Raw genomic sequence first — 17,119 nt, forward strand, 5'->3', positions numbered from 1 at the left:
CTGTTCGAATAGGAGTTTAACCATATAGGCATGTAGTGATTGCCACAAGGCTGTTTACATCGCCGTCTGCGCTACCCTGCTGTCCGCCTGTCCAGTTGATCGATCCGGCTGAATTGATCGATAAAAGGTTAACCGATCATTAATTATGGGCAGCCCAAATGACACATATCCGCAAAGCCGTTTTCCCCGTCGCTGGAATGGGGACTCGTTTTCTCCCCGCAACCAAAACGATCCCGAAAGAGATGCTAACGCTCATTGACCGTCCCCTAATCCAATACGCGGTTGATGAAGCCCGCGAAGCTGGGATCGAAGAATTCATTTTTGTATCCGCCGCCGGAAAGGGCGCCTTGGAGGATTATTTTGATACCGCAGCTGCACTTGAGCATCGCTTGCGGGCGGCCGGTAAGAACGACGCCCTCGCGGCGCTCGGACGGACACGGATGTCGGAAGGGTCGCTGACTATTCTGCGACAGGCACAGCCTTTAGGGTTGGGTCATGCCGTTCGACAGGCAAAGCATTTGATCGGCAATGAACCTTTTGCTGTCTTGCTGCCTGACGACGTCATCAAAGGTAAGCGCGGCGCATTGGCGCAAATGGTCCAAGCCCACCGCAACATTGGCGGCCACATGGTCGCGACCATGGATGTGCCGCGTGTCGATACCAGTAAATACGGTGTCTTGGATATCGACCACGAAAACGGTCGCATCTCTCATGCGCGCGGATTGGTTGAAAAACCGCGTGCCGATATCGCCCCATCAACCAAGGCTGTCGTCGGGCGTTACATCCTTGACAGTGCCATTTTTGATCGCCTCAACAATCTCGGGCCCGGCGCTGGTGGTGAATTACAGCTGACAGACGCAATCAATGCGGACGTCGCTTCGGTCGGTGTGACTGGATACCGTTTTGAAGGTGAGCGTTTTGATTGTGGCTCTGTACAGGGCTTCGTGCAGGCCACGGTGGCCTTTGCATTGGATCGGGCTGACCTGCGCGATGACTTCGGGACGTTCGTGGATGACCGCCGCAAATCATTTCGTATGCTGGCGTAAACCTCGAACCTGTCCAAAGGGGTAGGGGTCCTATCCGAAATGGAGCGATGTTACCCCGATGCCTCAAGGCATTCAGTGGCGGTCGGTGTCAAACAATAATTCTTAAATCAAAGGATGATACTATGTTCTTGCGTTTTTTTCGGACTATTTTCGGCACGTTTCTCGCGCTCTGCATCGGGACCTTTGCGATGGCAGAGGACTTACAGGTGCTCACAGGCCCGGTGATACTCACAATATCGGGCGACCTAGATCTAGAGGATGACGGCGACACTGTCGTTTATGACCGCGCAGCCCTTATGGCACTACCTGCCACAACTTTTGAAACAAGCACGGTCTGGACTGATGGTGTTTCAAGTTTTACTGGTGTTTCGCTGCAAACTTTGGCTCTTAAAATAGGCGTGAAACACGGTCGGTTCTTGGCAACGGCAATTAATGACTACACTGTCGAAATCCCGATGAGCGACGCGGTTGAAGGCGGCCCGATCATTGCCTACCTAATGGACGGAAATGAGATGTCGATACGCGACAAAGGCCCGCTTTGGGTCATCTATCCGTACGATAGCGACGCAGACTTTCGCTCCGAGGTCGTCTTTTCACGTAGCATCTGGCAACTCGACAGGCTGGAAATCCTTCGCTAACCCTGTCCGTGAAGTCATAAAGGCCACTTGAAGGGATACACGCGTGACATTCAATCGACTGAAATGGGTGAGAATGGACCGCTTTTTTGCACTCATTGCGGTCCTGTTTGCGATCGCAGCTATTTCGTTATTGACCGTTAATGTCTCTAGAGAAATTCAATGGTTGGGGTCGGCGAGACATGACAACCTTGAGTGGTTTTTGGTCCAGTTAGAGGTCGAATTCCTCGAATTCTCACAACAGACCTTGCAGGATCCTATTGACATTATTCAGCTTCGTGAAGAATTCGATATTTTCTTTAGCCGTGTCATGACAATTCGGGATGGGTCCTTTTTTGAAGATCTTCGCATGGATAAGATATCGAATGAACAGATCAATGCTTTGATCTCTTTTGTAGATCAATCTGCGACTTTTGTTGATGCACCCGATTATGAATTGCTGCGAAACATGCCTGAACTTGTGTCGAACATCACTGATGTCCGACCCATCGTCGGGATACTGAGCAACTCGGCAGTGGACTTCTTCGCGCAGGCGGCGGATGGTCATCGCTTGGCGGTTGGCCGAACGATGATCCAGTTGGCAATCGCGATCGCAGTGCTGATCATTGTGCTGGCTTTGGCAATTTTGTACCTTATCCGTCTCAATAGAGGTATGTACCTCAGTGAGCGCGAGAAAAGTCAGGCAATGACACGTATGAAGATGGTTATTGGCACGTCGTTGGACGGCGTTGTGGTGTGCGATCTAGACGGCAAAATTCTCGAATTAAGCCGTGCCGCCGAAGCCATCTTTGGTTATAGCGAGGCGGCTGTTTTGGGTCGGAACTTTGGGTCGGTCATTGTTCCGAATCATTTGTGCGCTGCCCAAGATGCGGGCATGGCACGTATGAAAATGGGCGGTGATAAGAAGGTCATCGGCAAAGGTCGTGTGCAACTTGAAGCCCAGCATAAAGACGGTCATATATTTCCTGTCGAGATCGCGATTCAGAGCGCAACGACTGACGAGGGCGAGATTTTCATCGCATTCCTGCGTGACATTTCCCGCCGTGTCAAAGCGGAGGCTGCGCTCGTCACGGCACGAGACAAGGCGCTTGCCAGCGAAAAAATGAAGACAGAATTTCTAACCACAATGAGCCACGAAATCCGCACCCCGTTGAATGGGTTATTAGGCAGCATGGCCCTGTTGCGCGACACCGCCCTGACTGAAAACCAGGACCGCTACATAAGCTATATGGAAACGTCAGGTCGTCTGTTGCTGAGCCATGTTTCTAATGTCTTGGACATCACAAGTTATGATGTAGGAAAATTGAATACGAACATCGAACCAATGAATATTTCTGAATTGATGCAAGACATTGTCGATAGCCAAAGCGGCACCGCCTTCACGAACAAGACGTCTTTGGTCTGGGGCTGGAATGGTCCTAAGATGGACTGGATATTTTCTGATCACGAACGCCTACAGCATGTCATGATGAACCTCGTCGGCAATGCGGTGAAATTTACAAGGTGCGGAAAAGTGTCGGTCATGATCGAAAGTTTTGGTAAATCGGATGGTGCGAGATTGCGGATCAGCATCGCCGATACGGGGCAGGGCATGACCGAAGATCTCGCCAAGCGGGTCTTTGATGACTTTGTTACGGGCAATACGGCCTATGATCGTGAAGTTGGCGGAACCGGCCTCGGCCTGAGCATCGCGAAGCGTTTTGTGAACGCGCTTGGTGGCGAAATTGGCGTCCGAAGTATTGTCGACGAAGGCAGCACATTCTGGTTCGAATTGCCCGTCCGCGAAGCCGAATCGCCGAAGTTTGCCCCCGCTCAAATCAATAACCTCCGGCCGAGCCGATCGCTCAAGGTGCTTTTGGTGGAAGACAATGAAATTAACCGAACTGTGGCCCATGAAATGCTGCTGGCAGACGGGCATACTGTCGTTGAAGCAAATGACGGCTTTGAGGGCGTTGAAATGTCCAAGACAGAAGAATTTGATATTATCCTCATGGATATCAGCATGCCTGTTATGGACGGGCGCGCCGCGACCCGTATGATCCGTGCCGATGGTGGCGCGTCAGCGAATACCGCAATTTTTGCGTTGACAGCGAACGCGATGATTGAGGAGCAAGAAGAATTCTTGAAGGATGGAATGGATGGTATTCTTACCAAACCATTGTCCCGCAAAGCGCTTCGCGGGGTTTTAAACAAAACAAGGCGCCCGGCCGATGACGATAACGCCATCCTGATCAATCATAGCCATAGCGCGGAAACCCGTGAGGCCTTGGGCGAAGAAACGTTCGTCAAGCTGCGCTCACGCTTTATCAGCGAAGTGGACGAGTTACTTGCTTGGCTGGGCACGGATGAGACGCACGACTTCCTTGAGGTCGCGTCGCGGTCTCATAAAGTCGCTGGAAGTGCGGCCGTGTTTGGGGCGGATCGGCTTCAAGAGACCTTGAAGGCGATTGAGACATCAGCAAAACGCGGCGAAAGCCAAGGCATCCAAGAACGGACCAAGGCCGCGGGCTCCGTTTGGCAACGTACCCAGTCTGAGCTGATTTCTAAGATGTGAAATTAACGGAATTATGCGCGGTGCCAATCGGGCAAAGTTGACTGTGTCTGGGCCCCTCAAGGCGGGGCCTCAAAGCTTGAAAGCTTCGCGTAAAATATTTGGAGTTTGTGCATGCCGCGGGCTGTGAGGCGGGGCTCACCCCCCGTTCTAAAGAGCGCCCCCAGGATGTTTTCAAAGCAAAGAGTAACTCCCAAGCACCCCAGCCGATAACGGGTTTTTGTCAGTTTTGATGTGAGTCTCCTTAGCCATTAGGCGCATGAATTTTCTGTTGTGGTCTGAATTTCGTGGCGCTGTGACGATTTCTCTGAATCATTGGTGGAATGGACCAAGTTACTGCTCTTGAACAACCCCTTGCCACGGCTCAGCGCTGGATCGCCGAGTTGGAAGCCGCGTTGGCGAGCATGGCGCAAGAGAATGCGGATCTGCGGCGTCAGTTGGCCAAGAACAGCAGTAATAGCAGCAAGCCGCCTTCGAGTGATGGGTTGAAGAAGCCGGTACCGCGTAGCCTGCGTGGTAAGTCCGGTAAGAAAAGTGGTGGCTAAGTTGGCCACCGAGGCGACACCCTACGTCAGACCGCAACGCCTGACTTTGTGGAGCGACATGAGGCTGAGGCCTGTGGCACCTGTCAGCATGGCTTGACGGCTGGGATGATCAAGGCGGTGGAGAGGCGTCAGGTTTATGACATACCGGTGCCGCGTCTGGAGGTCACAGAGCATCAGGCAGCGATTTATTGTTGTGGCCATTGCCGAGCCACGACGACAGCCACCTTTCCCGATGGCGTGAATGCACACGTGCAATACGGTAAGCGCATTCGGGCGGCGGCGGTCTACTGCAATGTTCAGCAGCTGATCCCCGAGGATCGGGTCTGCCAACTCCTGCGTGATTTGTTTGGTGCCACCAGCCTATGCGCGGCCAGCGTGACCAACTGGGTGAACGGCACAGCGCGTACCTTGGGTGGCGTCGTCGAACACATTCTGGCCCGGCTCAATGAAGGCGGCGTTCGGCATCTGGATGAGACCGGACTTCGTGTTGATGGTAAGCTGCACTGGCTGCACTCAATCAGCGATCTCGCCTTCACGCATCAGCGCCAAGCGCGGTGCTGTTCCATCCTTCCTGACCGGCGGGACAATTGTTCATGACCACTGGAAGTCCTATTACGCCCATATGAGTGGGGTGGACGCGCACGCCCTGTGCGGGGCGCATCATTTACGGGAACTCAAGGCCATCGAAGAAATCGAAAAGGAGCCGTGGGCGTGCGCGATGAGCGTGCTGCTCAACAGCGCCAATCAGCTCAAGTGCGCGGCTCAGGGGCGAGGCGAGACCGAACTCCCCACGTCGGTTCACCACGGCATCCTCACCAAATACATGGCGATCCTCACCGAGGGCCTCGCCTTCCATGAGCGACAAGACCCACTGGCTAGACGCACTGGTGCGCGAGGCCGAAAAGCCAGGCGGCCAGGCCATAACCTTCTGGTCCGCTTGCGCGACTACCGTGATGACGTCCTAAGGTTCCTTACGGACTTCACAGTTCCCTTCACCAACAATCAGGCCGAACGGGACCTGCGCATGATGAAGTTGCGCATGAAAATCTCGGGAACTTTCCGCACCCTCGAGGGCGCGCAGGTCTTCGCTGACATCAGATCCGTCATCTCGACGGTCAGAAAACACGGGGGCAATATCCTCGAAACACTCACCCTATCACCACAACAGATCATCGCTCGGCTCTAACGTCGCAAGGGCAACACAAAACCCGATATCCGATGGGGTCCTTGGGAGTTACAGCAAAGACAGGCAAAAGCTGCCAAGAGCGCTACATCATTTACGTAGTTGTTTGTGCACGTGAGCCATTTTGGTCTTTAAGCTACTTTATTGCATTAAACTGCCTGAGGTTGTGCGTCATCTTACTCCAGACGGACTTAGCCCATAACCACTGTACTGGGTATGCCAAGAGCTGTGAATCCATTTAGGATGGCGGCACGGATTTGGATTTCGGCAACTTGATGGTCGAAGTGAGCTATGACTGAATCTGGTGTTTGAGGGATTTGAAGGTTGGCGGCGTATCTGGTTGATTTGTTGTTGTGAGACAGCAGCCCAACCAAAGGAGATACACAACCATGGGAACTACTAACATTGTTGATTTTGCGCGTCGAGACGGGATGACGGACGCGCTGACGGATTTGTTAAGAACGGGAGCCCAGCAATTGATCGCGACAGCAGTCGAGGCAGAGCTTGCCAGTTATCTGGCGCAATTTGCCGACTTGCGCACTGAGACAGGTCACGCAGCTGTGGTACGCAATGGGCATCATCCTGAGCGCCCATTCCAAACTGGCATTGGCCCTGTGAGCGTGCGCATTCCAAAGGTACGATCCAAGGACGGCCAGCCCATGACATTCCGCTCGGCCCTGGTGCCACCCTATGTGCGTCGAACCAAGACGTTGGAAGCTGCCTTGCCATGGCTTTACCTCAAAGGCATTTCCAGCGGTGAGATGGCCCCAGCCCTCAAGGTTCTCCTGGGCCCTGAGGCCAAGGGATTGTCAGCAAATACGGTCTCGCGCCTCAAGCGTGATTGGGCCAAGGAATACGACGGCTGGAGAGAAGCGGAACTGGACGACGAACCAATTGTCTACATCTGGGCGGACGGCGTTCATAGCGGCCTTCGGGGCGAAGATGACAAGCTCTGCGCCCTTGTGATTGTTGGCGTCACAGCCCGTGGCAAGAAGCGGTTCTTGGCCATTGAGGACGGGGTGCGCGAGTCCACCCAGAGCTGGCGAGAAGTTCTGCTCAGCCTCAAAAGCCGGGGAATGAATGCCCCAAAATTGGCGATTGGAGACGGTGCCATGGGGTTCTGGGCCGCCATGGATGAAGTCTACCCCACGGCCCGACAGCAGCGGTGCTGGCAACACAAAACGATGAACGTGCTCAACTGCCTGCCCAAGCTATCACAGCCAAAGGCCAAAGCGGCGATCCACAACATCTGGCAGGCTGAGACCAAAGATGATGCGGAAAAGGCGTTCGATTTGTTCATCAAAATATATGAGCCCAAATACCCCAAGGCGACGTTGTGTCTACAAAAGGATCGGACCGAACTCATGGCATTCTTCGACTTCCCCGCCCAACATTGGCAGAGTATCCGCACCAGCAACCCAATTGAAGCGGCGTTCGCCACGATCCGCCACCGGACCAAGCGTTCAAAAGGCTGCCTATCACGTGATGGCATGCTGCACGTGATGTTTAAATTGGGCCAATGCGCCGAGCAAAACTGGCGAAAACTACGCGGCTTTGATTACCTGGCCAAAGTCATCACCGGCGTCACATTCAAAGACGGAATCGAAGCCACAAACACAGCCCAGATCGCCGCATGACGGACAACCCTCAAACACCAGATTTGACAATAACTCGGTCGAAGTCACGCGTGGAGAGACGCTGACCAAGCAGTTTGATGCAATGCATTCACTGCCCGGCAGGGTATCGTGCAGAAATGCCCGAGAGGGTTGTTTCGGCGCGGCTTCGACGGTGATACCCGTTTACTTTCCACAAACGGGATTAAAGCCACCGGCTTCCAGCCGGTCCGCTTTAGCGTAATGTACTATAATCTTCCCTCTCATTTTTAAGACCCCGCAAAGCAGTAAGGGTCTTAAAAATGAGAGGGAAGATTATGATCTATTCCACAGGAAGCCATACCAAATTTTATCACCGATTTCACGTCGTCTGGACAACAAAATACCGATACAAAGTTATGCGCGGTGAGATGCGTGAGCGTATCCGTGAAATCATTATCCAAACATGCCAAGAACTTGGCGTGCATATTGAGAAGGGCGTATTGTCGACCGATCACGTCCACATGTTCATATCGGTCCCGCCTCAGATAGCATTGTCAAAGGTGATGATGCGGATCAAGGGACGCTCGTCTTATAAGATACAGCGCGAGTTTCCCGAACTGCGCAAACGGTACTGGGGCCAGCGGTTTTGGGCTCGCGGATTTTTCTCAACAACTAGCGGCAATGTCACTGACGCTGTCATACTTCAGTATCTTGAATTACAGTAACTCCCAAGGACCCCATCGGATATCGGGTTTTGTGTTGCCCTTGCGACGTTAGAGCCGAGCGATGATCTGTTGTGGTGATAGGGTGAGTGTTTCGAGGACATTGCCCCCGTGTTTTCTGACCGTCGAGATGACGGATCTGATGTCAGCGAAGACCTGCGCCCTCCGTGCCAATAAGCGTGAGACAATTGACTGGCTAAAGTTTACACTTGAGGGCGTAGGAGAAGAACCATGGTTATGCCTTCACAATCACCACTTTCGCCAGATGCTGGATCTGGAGCCGTTTTGGCCCCAACGTCGCCTCCCCGCGTTGTTAATGCGCCGTTGGCTCCCACAGCGGAACTGACGAGCATCCCGAAGCGACGCAACTTCACAGCCAAATACAAACTGCGCATTCTGGATGAGACGGACCAAGTGGCAGACACTGGCGGGGTTTCCGCCATTCTACGGCGGGAGGGGCTTTATTCCTCTGCACTGACCGATTGGCGCCGTGCGCGGGCGGCCGGCACATTGGGTGCATTGCAGCCAATGCGCCGTGGCCCACAAAAGGCACCTGCCAATCCATTGCAAGCTGAGCTGGCTAAGGCCAACCGTGAGGTGACAGCCTTGCGGCGCCGTCTGGATCAGGCGGAAGCCATCATTGCCATCCAAAAAAAAGTGGCGGGACTTCTGGACGAGATGGAGCAGACGCAAGAGCGCAGCGGCAAATCATGATGGCCGTCGCGATTGCATTGCCCACCGGCAGCGGCTTGACCTCGGCTGTCTGCGCCGCGCTATCATTATCGCGCGCGAGCGTTCTTCGACAGCGTGCGGCGCTGACGGCACCACCACGCACACGCCCACCGCGCGCAGCGTCTTCGCGGGCTCTGCCGGAAAGGGAAAGAGACCAGGTATTGCACCACCTGCGCGAACCCCGCTTTGCGGATCAGACGCCCACAGAGGTCTTTGCCACCTTGCTGGATGAAGGCACCTATCTGTGTTCAATCCGCACGATGTATCGGATATTGGCCGCGCAGGGCGAAGTTGGCGAACGCCGCCGACAGCGCACACATCCCGTCTATCAAAAGCCTGAACTTCTAGCTGAAGCCCCCAATCAGGTCTGGTCTTGGGACATCACCAAGCTGAGGGGCCCGGTGAAATGGTCCTACTTCTATCTCTATGTCATCCTCGACATCTTCAGCCGCCGCGTTGTTGGCTGGCGCGTCGAGCACGCGGAGAGCGCCAGCCAGTTCAAAGAGCTGTTCATCGACGCGATGGAAAAACACGAGGTTCCACGCGATCAGCTGACATTGCATGCAGATCGCGGTGGGCCCATGAAGGCAAAGACGACAGCCCTGATGCTGGTTGATCTTGGTGTGCTCAAGTCCCACAGTCGGCCCCACACCTCAAACGACAACCCGTTCTCCGAAGCCCACTTCAAAACACTGAAATATCAGCCAGAGTTCCCCAAGAACTTTGAAACCATCGAGCAGGCTCGCGCATTCTGCCGCAGGTTCTTTGCATGGTATAACCAAGACCATCATCACGCCGGGATTGGTCTGATGACGCCCGACCAAATCCATTTTGGGCAGGCCCAAGAAATCTACACCGCGCGACAAGCAACACTAGACGCGGCATTCCTCGCCACGCCCGAACGCTTCGTACACAAACCACCAAAACCGCCTCAAATCCCGACCGCCGTCTGGATCAACCCACCAAAACCAACCGAAGAAACCCAAGCCTAAAGTCCAAAAGCCACTGTCTCAAAGTCGTTGACACGTTCCGGCGCGTGCGCGTCCACCCCACTCATATGGGCGTAATAGGACTTCCAGTGGTCATGAACAATTGTCCCGCCGGTCAGGAAGGATGGAACAGCACCGCGCTTGGCGCTGATGCGATAATGCGTGAAGGCGAGATCGCTGATTGAGTGCAGCCAGTGCAGCTTACCAGCAACACGAAGTCCGGTCTCATCCAGATGCCGAACGCCGCCTTCATTGAGCCGGGCCAGAATGTGTTCGACGACGCCACCCAAGGTACGCGCTGTGCCGTTCACCCAGTTGGTCACGCTGGCCGCGCATAGGCTGGTGGCACCAAACAAATCACGCAGGAGTTGGCAGACCCGATCCTCGGGGATCAGCTGCTGAACATTGCAGTAGACCGCCGCCGCCCGAATGCGCTTACCGTATTGCACGTGTGCATTCACGCCATCGGGAAAGGTGGCTGTCGTCGTGGCTCGGCAATGGCCACAACAATAAATCACTGCCTGATGCTCTGTGACCTCCAGACGCGGCACCGGTATGTCATAAACCTGACGCCTCTCCACCGCCTTGATCATCCCAGCCGTCAAGCCATGCTGACAGGTGCCACAGGCCTCAGCCTCATGTCGCTCCACAAAGTCAGGCGTTGCTGTCTGACGTAGGGTGTCGCCTCGGTGGCCAACTTAACCACCACTTTTCTTACCGGACTTACCACGCAGGCTACGCGGTACCGGCTTCTTCAACCCATCACTCGAAGGCGGCTTGCTGCTATTACTGCTGTTCTTAACCAACTGACGCCGCAGATCCGCATTCTCTTGCGCCATGCTCGCCAACGCGGCTTCCAACTCGGCGATCCTGCGCAGAGCCGTGGCGAGGAGTTGTTCAAGAGCAGTAACTTGGTCCATTCCACCAATGATTCAGAGAAATCGTCACAGCGCCACGAAATTCAGACCACAACAGAAAATTCATGCGCCTAATGGTCAAGGAGACTCACATCAAAACTGACAAAAACCCGTTATCGGCTGGGGTGCTTGGGAGTTACAATATTTTGAAGAAACCAAGAGTAATCCTGTAATTTTATTTATCCGCAATCAGCCTTGACGGCATCCACGTAGCTGTTGCTCTTTAGGATTAAGACAAACAAGACAAAAGCATCTGAGCTAAAGCACAAACTACAGAAAACACGAGAGTTATATTCAACCGTTGGGAAAAAGCCCCAAGGTCTTGAGTCGCTTGAGATTCGTAAGCGTGTTGAAGGTTTTTTATTAGAACAAAGCAAATTATGGGATATATTCGCCTTTGGTGAGGGAATTGCGATTGGTAATAATGGAACAGCTGATGCGCAGTTTGATCCATCAAAAAGCTTCAAGAATGATCCTTCTAAACTGGATCAGATCATTGAATTAGTAAGACATGATCTTCGCTTTAGGGAAGCTGAACTTTTAGAGGAAGCATCTACTGTAATAGCATCGCGTAACACTCTTCTTTTTGGTGTTGCTCTGAAAATTTCCAACGATGAAAAGCTGACAGATGATCTGAAAGAGTTTTTAGTTGAACATCTAATAAACCCTCAAGAAAACGAGAAAAAGAATGCAGGTCGACCTAAGGTCACTAGCTTAAGTGAACAGTTTCGTTATCAAGCAATTGAATTTGCACGGCAACATGGCCTTAAACCTACTCGACGTACTAATAATAAGGCTACTCAGAGTGGTAATAGCTTAGGCTCAAGTTTCAAATGCAACACTCAGAGCCCTTTGGGCATAGGATGTTGTGATGGACATACGAAGCAAGCACCTCAGCAGCGAGGACCGTGGCGTGATATTAGCCGAGCATAATAGGGGCAGCAGTCAGCGGTTGATCGGCCAGCTTTTGCATCGCCCGGCGAGCACGATCTGCCGTGAGCTGGCGCGAGGTCGGCAGGAAGACGGCAGCTATTGCCCGCAAGCGGCGCGGCAGGCCTATGATGCCCGGCGTGCGCGCTGCCGCCGCGAGCGCAAGCTTGTGGAGGGGAGCGATCTTTATCGTTTTGTTCATGGCAAGCTCGTACATCTGCACTGGTCGCCTGAGCAGATTGCGCAGAGACTGCGTCTCATGAAGCCTGATGATCCATCCGCCCATGTGAGCCATGAGACCATCTATGCCGCGATTTACGCGCAGCCACGTGGTGGGCTGAAGGCGGCGATGATCGAGGCGTTGCGTCAAGCGAAGCCTAAGCGTGGGCTCAAGCGCAGGACAGCGGCGGGCAGTGCTATGGTCCCGGAATCATTGCGCATTATCAATCGCCCTGAAGAGATCGAAGCGCGACTGGTACCAGGCCATTGGGAGGGCGACCTCATCAAGGGCGCATTCAATCGCTCGTCAGTGGGGACCTTGGTCGAGCGCAAGACACGCTTTGTCATTCTTTGCAAAATGGACGGCAATGGGGCCGAGGCCGCGCTCGACAGCTTCACCCGCCAGATGAGACGACTACCCGCTGCTTTGCGCAAGAGCATGACCTACGACCGCGGCTCCGAAATGGCCTGCCACCCCGAACTCGCCAGACGGTTGAAGATCGATATCTGGTTCTGCGATCCGCATGCGCCTTGGCAGCGTGGCAGCAACGAGAACACCAACGGACTGCTGCGTCAGTACATGCCCAAAGGAACTGACCTGAACGGTGCAAGCCAAACATGGCTGAACGACGTTGCAAACCTGATGAACAACCGTCCGAGAAAAACTCTCGGTTGGAGAACACCCGCTGAAGCCATGGCCGACGAAATCGCGGCCTTCAAATCAACCGTTGCACTTGATGTTTGAATCCAAGCTGTGACAGTGCCAATCTCTTGGTCCGGTGGGATCTGATCGAGTAGGTCAGGTAACATGGGTGAGTCCATTGCCTGACAGTGGTTTGTTTGCAAACCATGAAAGGGGCCGATGCTGCTACTCGTGACCTCGACAACATGTATCTCCGGCTTATAAATGATCACCAATTAGATGCTGACAAAGTCATGGGGATGTCCCGTACGATGTTGAAAATCGGGCGAGTGGCGCTGCTTGATTGATGGTTAGGCGACGTCCTTGATTTGGTCAAGCGTTACGGTATTGCGATGATCTAGCAAAGCTTGCTTGAGAATGGGGAGTTGCTTGTAGGCCTTTAGGCGGCGGAAGCCTTTCGCGGCTTCCAGCATACCAGCCCCTGTCCAGCGCAGCGCCATTTTTGCATCGCGCCAGCGTTTGACGTTTCGACAGACCTGTCGGATCACGCTGTTCATAGATTCAATGATGTTGGTGCTGGCCAATGAGCGTCTCAATTCCACAGGTCGGAACGTGTCAACGACTTTGAGACAGTGGCTTTTGGACTTTAGGCTTGGGTTTCTTCGGTTGGTTTTGGTGGGTTGATCCAGACGGCGGTCGGGATTTGAGGCGGTTTTGGTGGTTTGTGTACGAAGCGTTCGGGCGTGGCGAGGAATGCCGCGTCTAGTGTTGCTTGTCGCGCGGTGTAGATTTCTTGGGCCTGCCCAAAATGGATTTGGTCGGGCGTCATCAGACCAATCCTGGCGTGATGATGGTCTTGGTTATACCATGCAAAGAACCTGCGGCAGAATGCGCGAGCCTGCTCGATGGTTTCAAAGTTCTTGGGGAACTCTGGCTGATATTTCAGTGTTTTTCCATCGCGTCGATGAACAGCTCTTTGAACTGGCTGGCGCTCTCCGCGTGCTCGACGCGCCAGCCAACAACGCGGCGGCTGAAGATGTCGAGGATGACATAGAGATAGAAGTAGGACCATTTCACCGGGCCCCTCAGCTTGGTGATGTCCCAAGACCAGACCTGATTGGGGGCTTCAGCTAGAAGTTCAGGCTTTTGATAGACGGGATGTGTGCGCTGTCGGCGGCGTTCGCCAACTTCGCCCTGCGCGGCCAATATCCGATACATCGTGCGGATTGAACACAGATAGGTGCCTTCATCCAGCAAGGTGGCAAAGACCTCTGTGGGCGTCTGATCCGCAAAGCGGGGTTCGCGCAGGTGGTGCAATACCTGGTCTCTTTCCCTTTCCGGCAGAGCCCGCGAAGACGCTGCGCGCGGTGGGCGTGTGCGTGGTGGTGCCGTCAGCGCCGCACGCTGTCGAAGAACGCTCGCGCGCGATAATGATAGCGCGGCGCAGACAGCCGAGGTCAAGCCGCTGCCGGTGGGCAATGCAATCGCGACGGCCATCATGATTTGCCGCTGCGCTCTTGCGTCTGCTCCATCTCGTCCAGAAGTCCCGCCACTTTTTTTTGGATGGCAATGATGGCTTCCGCCTGATCCAGACGGCGCCGCAAGGCTGTCACCTCACGGTTGGCCTTGGCCAGCTCAGCTTGCAATGGATTGGCAGGTGCCTTTTGTGGGCCACGGCGCATTGGCTGCAATGCACCCAATGTGCCGGCCGCCCGCGCACGGCGCCAATCGGTCAGTGCAGAGGAATAAAGCCCCTCCCGCCGTAGAATGGCGGAAACCCCGCCAGTGTCTGCCACTTGGTCCGTCTCATCCAGAATGCGCAGTTTGTATTTGGCTGTGAAGTTGCGTCGCTTCGGGATGCTCGTCAGTTCCGCTGTGGGAGCCAACGGCGCATTAACAACGCGGGGGCGACGTCGGGGCCAAAACGGCTCCAGATCCAGCATCTGGCGAAAGTGGTGATTGTGAAGGCATAACCATGGGTTCGTTCTCCTACGCCCTCAAGTGTAAACTTTAGCCAGTCAATTGTCTCACGCTTATTGGCACGGAGGGGGTAGCCCCAACCTAACAACAGTTAGAATTTCGTCTAGGCCCTCAAGGATCGACTTTGAAACGTCCGGAGCCTCAAGCTCTAGTCGCTGGGCAAGATTCCGCATCAACCGCTCGGCTTTGTCGGCATCATCAAGCTCCCATGCTTGCTTCAGCGCGCGGCGTACGGAGGCGTGCAGCTTAGGAGGAAGCCTGTCAGTTATGTTGCGGGCCTTGTGTATCTGGCATCTTTGGATGGGAATATCGGCACCAAATGTGCGCCGAATTGCCTTGGTCAGTGCCTTAGCCCCATCTACGATGAACAAATAGCAGCCCGCTGGATCGAGCCCACGCTCTATCAGATTGTCCAAAAGCGCCTGAACCGTCGCGGCGTTCTCGGTCGCCCCTTCAATGACGCCCAGAGGGTGCTTTTCGCCTGAAACCTCCACACCCACGGCCGCAAGCACCAACAAATGATCGTCCAAATGCAGCCCGTCGATCTGGATCGCTACAAGGTCAAGCTCCGATAGATCAGATGACATCCACTCATCCAGGCGCGCTTGGGTGAGTGCTTTGAAGCGACGCGAAACTGCTGACCTGGACAGCCCGCTCCCTGCCTTATTAGGCACCTTCGCTTCGGGCAGCCGTACAGCTCGGTCATACTTACGGGTGGAAACATTCATCAACATTAGGCTCATTGCCCATTGTTCAAGGAAGCCACCCGAGGAGGCCTCTTCCCAGCTCGGCAGGACAATCTCTTTACCGGTCACTTTATCGCGCACACGGGGCGGAACGTGTCAACGACTTTGAGACAGTGGCTTTTGGACTTTAGGCTTGGGTTTCTTCGGTTGGTTTTGGTGGGTTGATCCAGACGGCGGTCGGGATTTGAGGCGGTTTTGGTGGTTTGTGTACGAAGCGTTCGGGCGTGGCGAGGAATGCCGCGTCTAGTGTTGCTTGTCGCGCGGTGTAGATTTCTTGGGCCTGCCCAAAATGGATTTGGTCGGGCGTCATCAGACCAATCCCGGCGTTATGATGGTCTTGGTTATACCATGCAAAGAACCTGCGGCAGAATGCGCGAGCCTGCTCGATGGTTTCAAAGTTCTTGGGGAACTCTGGCTGATATTTCAGTGTTTTGAAGTGGGCTTCGGAGAACGGGTTGTCGTTTGAGGTGTGGGGCCGACTGTGGGACTTGAGCACACCAAGATCAACCAGCATCAGGGCTGTCGTCTTTGCCTTCATGGGCCCACCGCGATCTGCATGCAATGTCAGCTGATCGCGTGGAACCTCGTGTTTTTCCATCGCGTCGATGAACAGCTCTTTGAACTGGCTGGCGCTCTCCGCGTGCTCGACGCGCCAGCCAACAACGTGGCGGCTGAAGATGTCGAGGATGACATAGAGATAGAAGTAGGACCATTTCACCGGGCCCCTCAGCTTGGTGATGTCCCAAGACCAGACCTGATTGGGGGCTTCAGCTAGAAGTTCAGGCTTTTGATAGACGGGATGTGTGCGCTGTCGGCGGCGTTCGCCAACTTCGCCCTGCGCGGCCAATATCCGATACATCGTGCGGATTGAACACAGATAGGTGCCTTCATCCAGCAAGGTGGCAAAGACCTCTGTGGGCGTCTGATCCGCAAAGCGGGGTTCGCGCAGGTGGTGCAATACCTGGTCTCTTTCCCTTTCCGGCAGAGCCCGCGAAGACGCTGCGCGCGGTGGGCGTGTGCGTGGTGGTGCCGTCAGCGCCGCACGCTGTCGAAGAACGCTCGTGCGCGATAATGATAGCGCGGCGCAGACAGCCGAGGTCAAGCCGCTGCCGGTGGGCAATGCAATCGCGACGGCCATCATGATTTGCCGCTGCGCTCTTGCGTCTGCTCCATCTCGTCCAGAAGTCCCGCCACTTTTTTTGGATGGCAATGATGGCTTCCGCCTGATCCAGACGGCGCCGTAAGGCTGTCACCTCACGGTTGGCCTTGGTCAGCTCAGCTTGCAATGGATTGGCAGGTGCCTTTTGTGGGCCACGGCGCATTGGCTGCAATGCACCCAATGTGCCGGCCGCCCGCGCACGGCGCCAATCGGTCAGTGCAGAGGAATAAAGCCCCTCCCGCCGTAGAATGGCGGAAACCCCGCCAGTGTCTGCCACTTGGTCCGTCTCATCCAGAATGCGCAGTTTGTATTTGGCTGTGAAGTTGCGTCGCTTCGGGATGCTCGTCAGTTCCGCTGTGGGAGCCAACGGCGCATTAACAACGCGGGGAGGCGACGTCGGGGCCAAAACGGCTCCAGATCCAGCATCTGGCGAAAGTGGTGATTGTGAAGGCATAACCATGGGTTCGTTCTCCTACGCCCTCAAGTGTAAACTTTAGCCAGTCAATTGTCTCACGCTTATTGGCACG

At 54.5% G+C, this 17,119-nt stretch carries 13 protein-coding genes and 4 pseudogenes; 10 read left to right on the forward strand and 7 right to left on the reverse strand.

The window, feature by feature from the left end:
- Nucleotides 1-158: 158 nt before the first annotated feature.
- The 7 genes and pseudogenes from OA238_RS25370 to tnpA all read left to right on the forward strand — a co-directional run bounded on the left by OA238_RS25370 (nucleotide 159) and on the right by tnpA (nucleotide 8,280).
- The gene (locus OA238_RS25370; RefSeq protein ID WP_015497394.1) at nucleotides 159-1,046 is read left to right on the forward strand and encodes a UTP--glucose-1-phosphate uridylyltransferase; all 888 of its coding nucleotides are present in this window, start codon (nucleotides 159-161) and stop codon (nucleotides 1,044-1,046) included.
- Between the two features lie 122 nt (nucleotides 1,047-1,168).
- Entirely contained in the window at nucleotides 1,169-1,684 is a 516-nt protein-coding gene (locus tag OA238_RS25375) for a putative pterin-binding protein (RefSeq protein ID WP_015497395.1), read from the forward strand.
- 73 nt (nucleotides 1,685-1,757) lie between these two features.
- Nucleotides 1,758-4,235, forward strand: coding sequence for an ATP-binding protein (locus tag OA238_RS25380; RefSeq protein WP_044037634.1), 2,478 nt, complete (start codon nucleotides 1,758-1,760; stop codon nucleotides 4,233-4,235).
- Nucleotides 4,236-4,555: 320 nt separating this feature from the next.
- On the forward strand, nucleotides 4,556-4,777 hold the full coding sequence (locus OA238_RS34280) for a DUF6444 domain-containing protein (protein ID WP_044037430.1): 222 nt from the start codon (nucleotides 4,556-4,558) through the stop codon (nucleotides 4,775-4,777).
- 105 nt (nucleotides 4,778-4,882) lie between these two features.
- Nucleotides 4,883-5,963: pseudogene (gene tnpC, locus OA238_RS34825) on the forward strand (IS66 family transposase).
- A 386-nt stretch (nucleotides 5,964-6,349) separates the two neighbouring features.
- Complete coding sequence (locus OA238_RS25395; RefSeq protein WP_015497397.1) at nucleotides 6,350-7,597, forward strand: IS256-like element ISOan7 family transposase; 1,248 nt, start codon at nucleotides 6,350-6,352, stop codon at nucleotides 7,595-7,597.
- 293 nt (nucleotides 7,598-7,890) lie between these two features.
- On the forward strand, nucleotides 7,891-8,280 hold the full coding sequence (gene tnpA / locus OA238_RS25400) for an IS200/IS605 family transposase (RefSeq protein ID WP_015497398.1): 390 nt from the start codon (nucleotides 7,891-7,893) through the stop codon (nucleotides 8,278-8,280).
- A gap of 48 nt (nucleotides 8,281-8,328) precedes the next feature.
- Here the strand turns inward: tnpA and OA238_RS34630 are convergent, their stop codons facing one another.
- A complete protein-coding gene (locus OA238_RS34630; protein WP_275450485.1) occupies nucleotides 8,329-8,451 on the reverse strand; it encodes a hypothetical protein in 123 nt (40 codons plus the stop codon).
- Nucleotides 8,452-8,508: 57 nt separating this feature from the next.
- On the opposite strand from OA238_RS34630, the gene OA238_RS25410 reads away from it, so the two are divergent.
- A protein-coding gene (locus tag OA238_RS25410) for an IS3 family transposase (protein WP_085982719.1) occupies nucleotides 8,509-10,001 on the forward strand; the annotation gives its coding sequence in 2 pieces (ribosomal slippage) (nucleotides 8,509-8,959 and nucleotides 8,959-10,001; 1,494 coding nt in all).
- Here OA238_RS25410 and OA238_RS34285 read toward each other — a convergent pair.
- Together OA238_RS34285 and OA238_RS34290 are read right to left on the reverse strand one after the other, a co-directional pair.
- Nucleotides 9,998-10,591: an IS66 family transposase gene (locus OA238_RS34285; RefSeq protein WP_144055985.1), complete on the reverse strand. Its 594-nt coding sequence runs from the start codon at nucleotides 10,589-10,591 to the stop codon at nucleotides 9,998-10,000. The genes OA238_RS25410 and OA238_RS34285 overlap by 4 nt on opposite strands.
- Before the next feature lie 105 nt (nucleotides 10,592-10,696).
- Nucleotides 10,697-10,918 (reverse strand): DUF6444 domain-containing protein, encoded by a 222-nt coding sequence (locus OA238_RS34290; RefSeq protein ID WP_044037518.1) that lies wholly within the window; start codon nucleotides 10,916-10,918, stop codon nucleotides 10,697-10,699.
- 213 nt (nucleotides 10,919-11,131) lie between these two features.
- Here OA238_RS34290 and OA238_RS32235 point away from each other — a divergent pair, with 213 nt between their 5' ends.
- Nucleotides 11,132-11,848, forward strand: coding sequence for a hypothetical protein (locus OA238_RS32235; RefSeq protein ID WP_144055986.1), 717 nt, complete (start codon nucleotides 11,132-11,134; stop codon nucleotides 11,846-11,848).
- The gene (locus tag OA238_RS25425; RefSeq protein ID WP_015494757.1) at nucleotides 11,787-12,809 is read left to right on the forward strand and encodes an IS30 family transposase; all 1,023 of its coding nucleotides are present in this window, start codon (nucleotides 11,787-11,789) and stop codon (nucleotides 12,807-12,809) included. Before OA238_RS32235 ends, OA238_RS25425 begins: the two co-directional genes overlap by 62 nt.
- Before the next feature lie 248 nt (nucleotides 12,810-13,057).
- Here OA238_RS25425 and OA238_RS25430 read toward each other — a convergent pair.
- The 4 genes and pseudogenes from OA238_RS25430 to OA238_RS30955 form a co-directional block, all read right to left on the reverse strand.
- A pseudogene (locus OA238_RS25430) lies at nucleotides 13,058-13,321 on the reverse strand (IS256 family transposase); the annotation flags it as partial.
- 32 nt (nucleotides 13,322-13,353) lie between these two features.
- A pseudogene (locus OA238_RS30950) lies at nucleotides 13,354-14,684 on the reverse strand (DDE-type integrase/transposase/recombinase).
- A 71-nt stretch (nucleotides 14,685-14,755) separates the two neighbouring features.
- Nucleotides 14,756-15,517 (reverse strand): annotated as a pseudogene (locus OA238_RS25445) (IS256-like element ISOan3 family transposase); the annotation flags it as partial.
- Between the two features lie 43 nt (nucleotides 15,518-15,560).
- Nucleotides 15,561-17,052 (reverse strand): IS3 family transposase gene (locus tag OA238_RS30955; RefSeq protein ID WP_085982788.1). Its coding sequence is split into 2 segments (ribosomal slippage): nucleotides 15,561-16,626 and nucleotides 16,625-17,052, totalling 1,494 coding nucleotides; the frame shifts between segments, so codons are not numbered across the junction.
- Nucleotides 17,053-17,119: the final 67 nt, after the last annotated feature.

The sequence above is a fragment of the Octadecabacter arcticus 238 genome, from assembly GCF_000155735.2.
Lineage (GTDB): Bacteria > Pseudomonadota > Alphaproteobacteria > Rhodobacterales > Rhodobacteraceae > Octadecabacter > Octadecabacter arcticus.

What these genes read in the sequence shown, in the direction of transcription:
- OA238_RS25395 (WP_015497397.1), top strand. Translation starts at nt 6,350, where the DNA reads ATGGGAACTACTAACATTGTTGATTTTGCGCGTCGAGACGGGATGACG.
- OA238_RS34285 (WP_144055985.1), bottom strand. Translation starts at nt 10,591, where the DNA reads ATGATCAAGGCGGTGGAGAGGCGTCAGGTTTATGACATACCGGTGCCG.
- OA238_RS25375 (WP_015497395.1), top strand. Translation starts at nt 1,169, where the DNA reads ATGTTCTTGCGTTTTTTTCGGACTATTTTCGGCACGTTTCTCGCGCTC.
- OA238_RS34290 (WP_044037518.1), bottom strand. Translation starts at nt 10,918, where the DNA reads ATGGACCAAGTTACTGCTCTTGAACAACTCCTCGCCACGGCTCTGCGC.
- OA238_RS34280 (WP_044037430.1), top strand. Translation starts at nt 4,556, where the DNA reads ATGGACCAAGTTACTGCTCTTGAACAACCCCTTGCCACGGCTCAGCGC.
- OA238_RS25370 (WP_015497394.1), top strand. Translation starts at nt 159, where the DNA reads ATGACACATATCCGCAAAGCCGTTTTCCCCGTCGCTGGAATGGGGACT.
- tnpA (WP_015497398.1), top strand. Translation starts at nt 7,891, where the DNA reads ATGATCTATTCCACAGGAAGCCATACCAAATTTTATCACCGATTTCAC.
- OA238_RS25425 (WP_015494757.1), top strand. Translation starts at nt 11,787, where the DNA reads ATGGACATACGAAGCAAGCACCTCAGCAGCGAGGACCGTGGCGTGATA.
- OA238_RS25380 (WP_044037634.1), top strand. Translation starts at nt 1,758, where the DNA reads ATGGACCGCTTTTTTGCACTCATTGCGGTCCTGTTTGCGATCGCAGCT.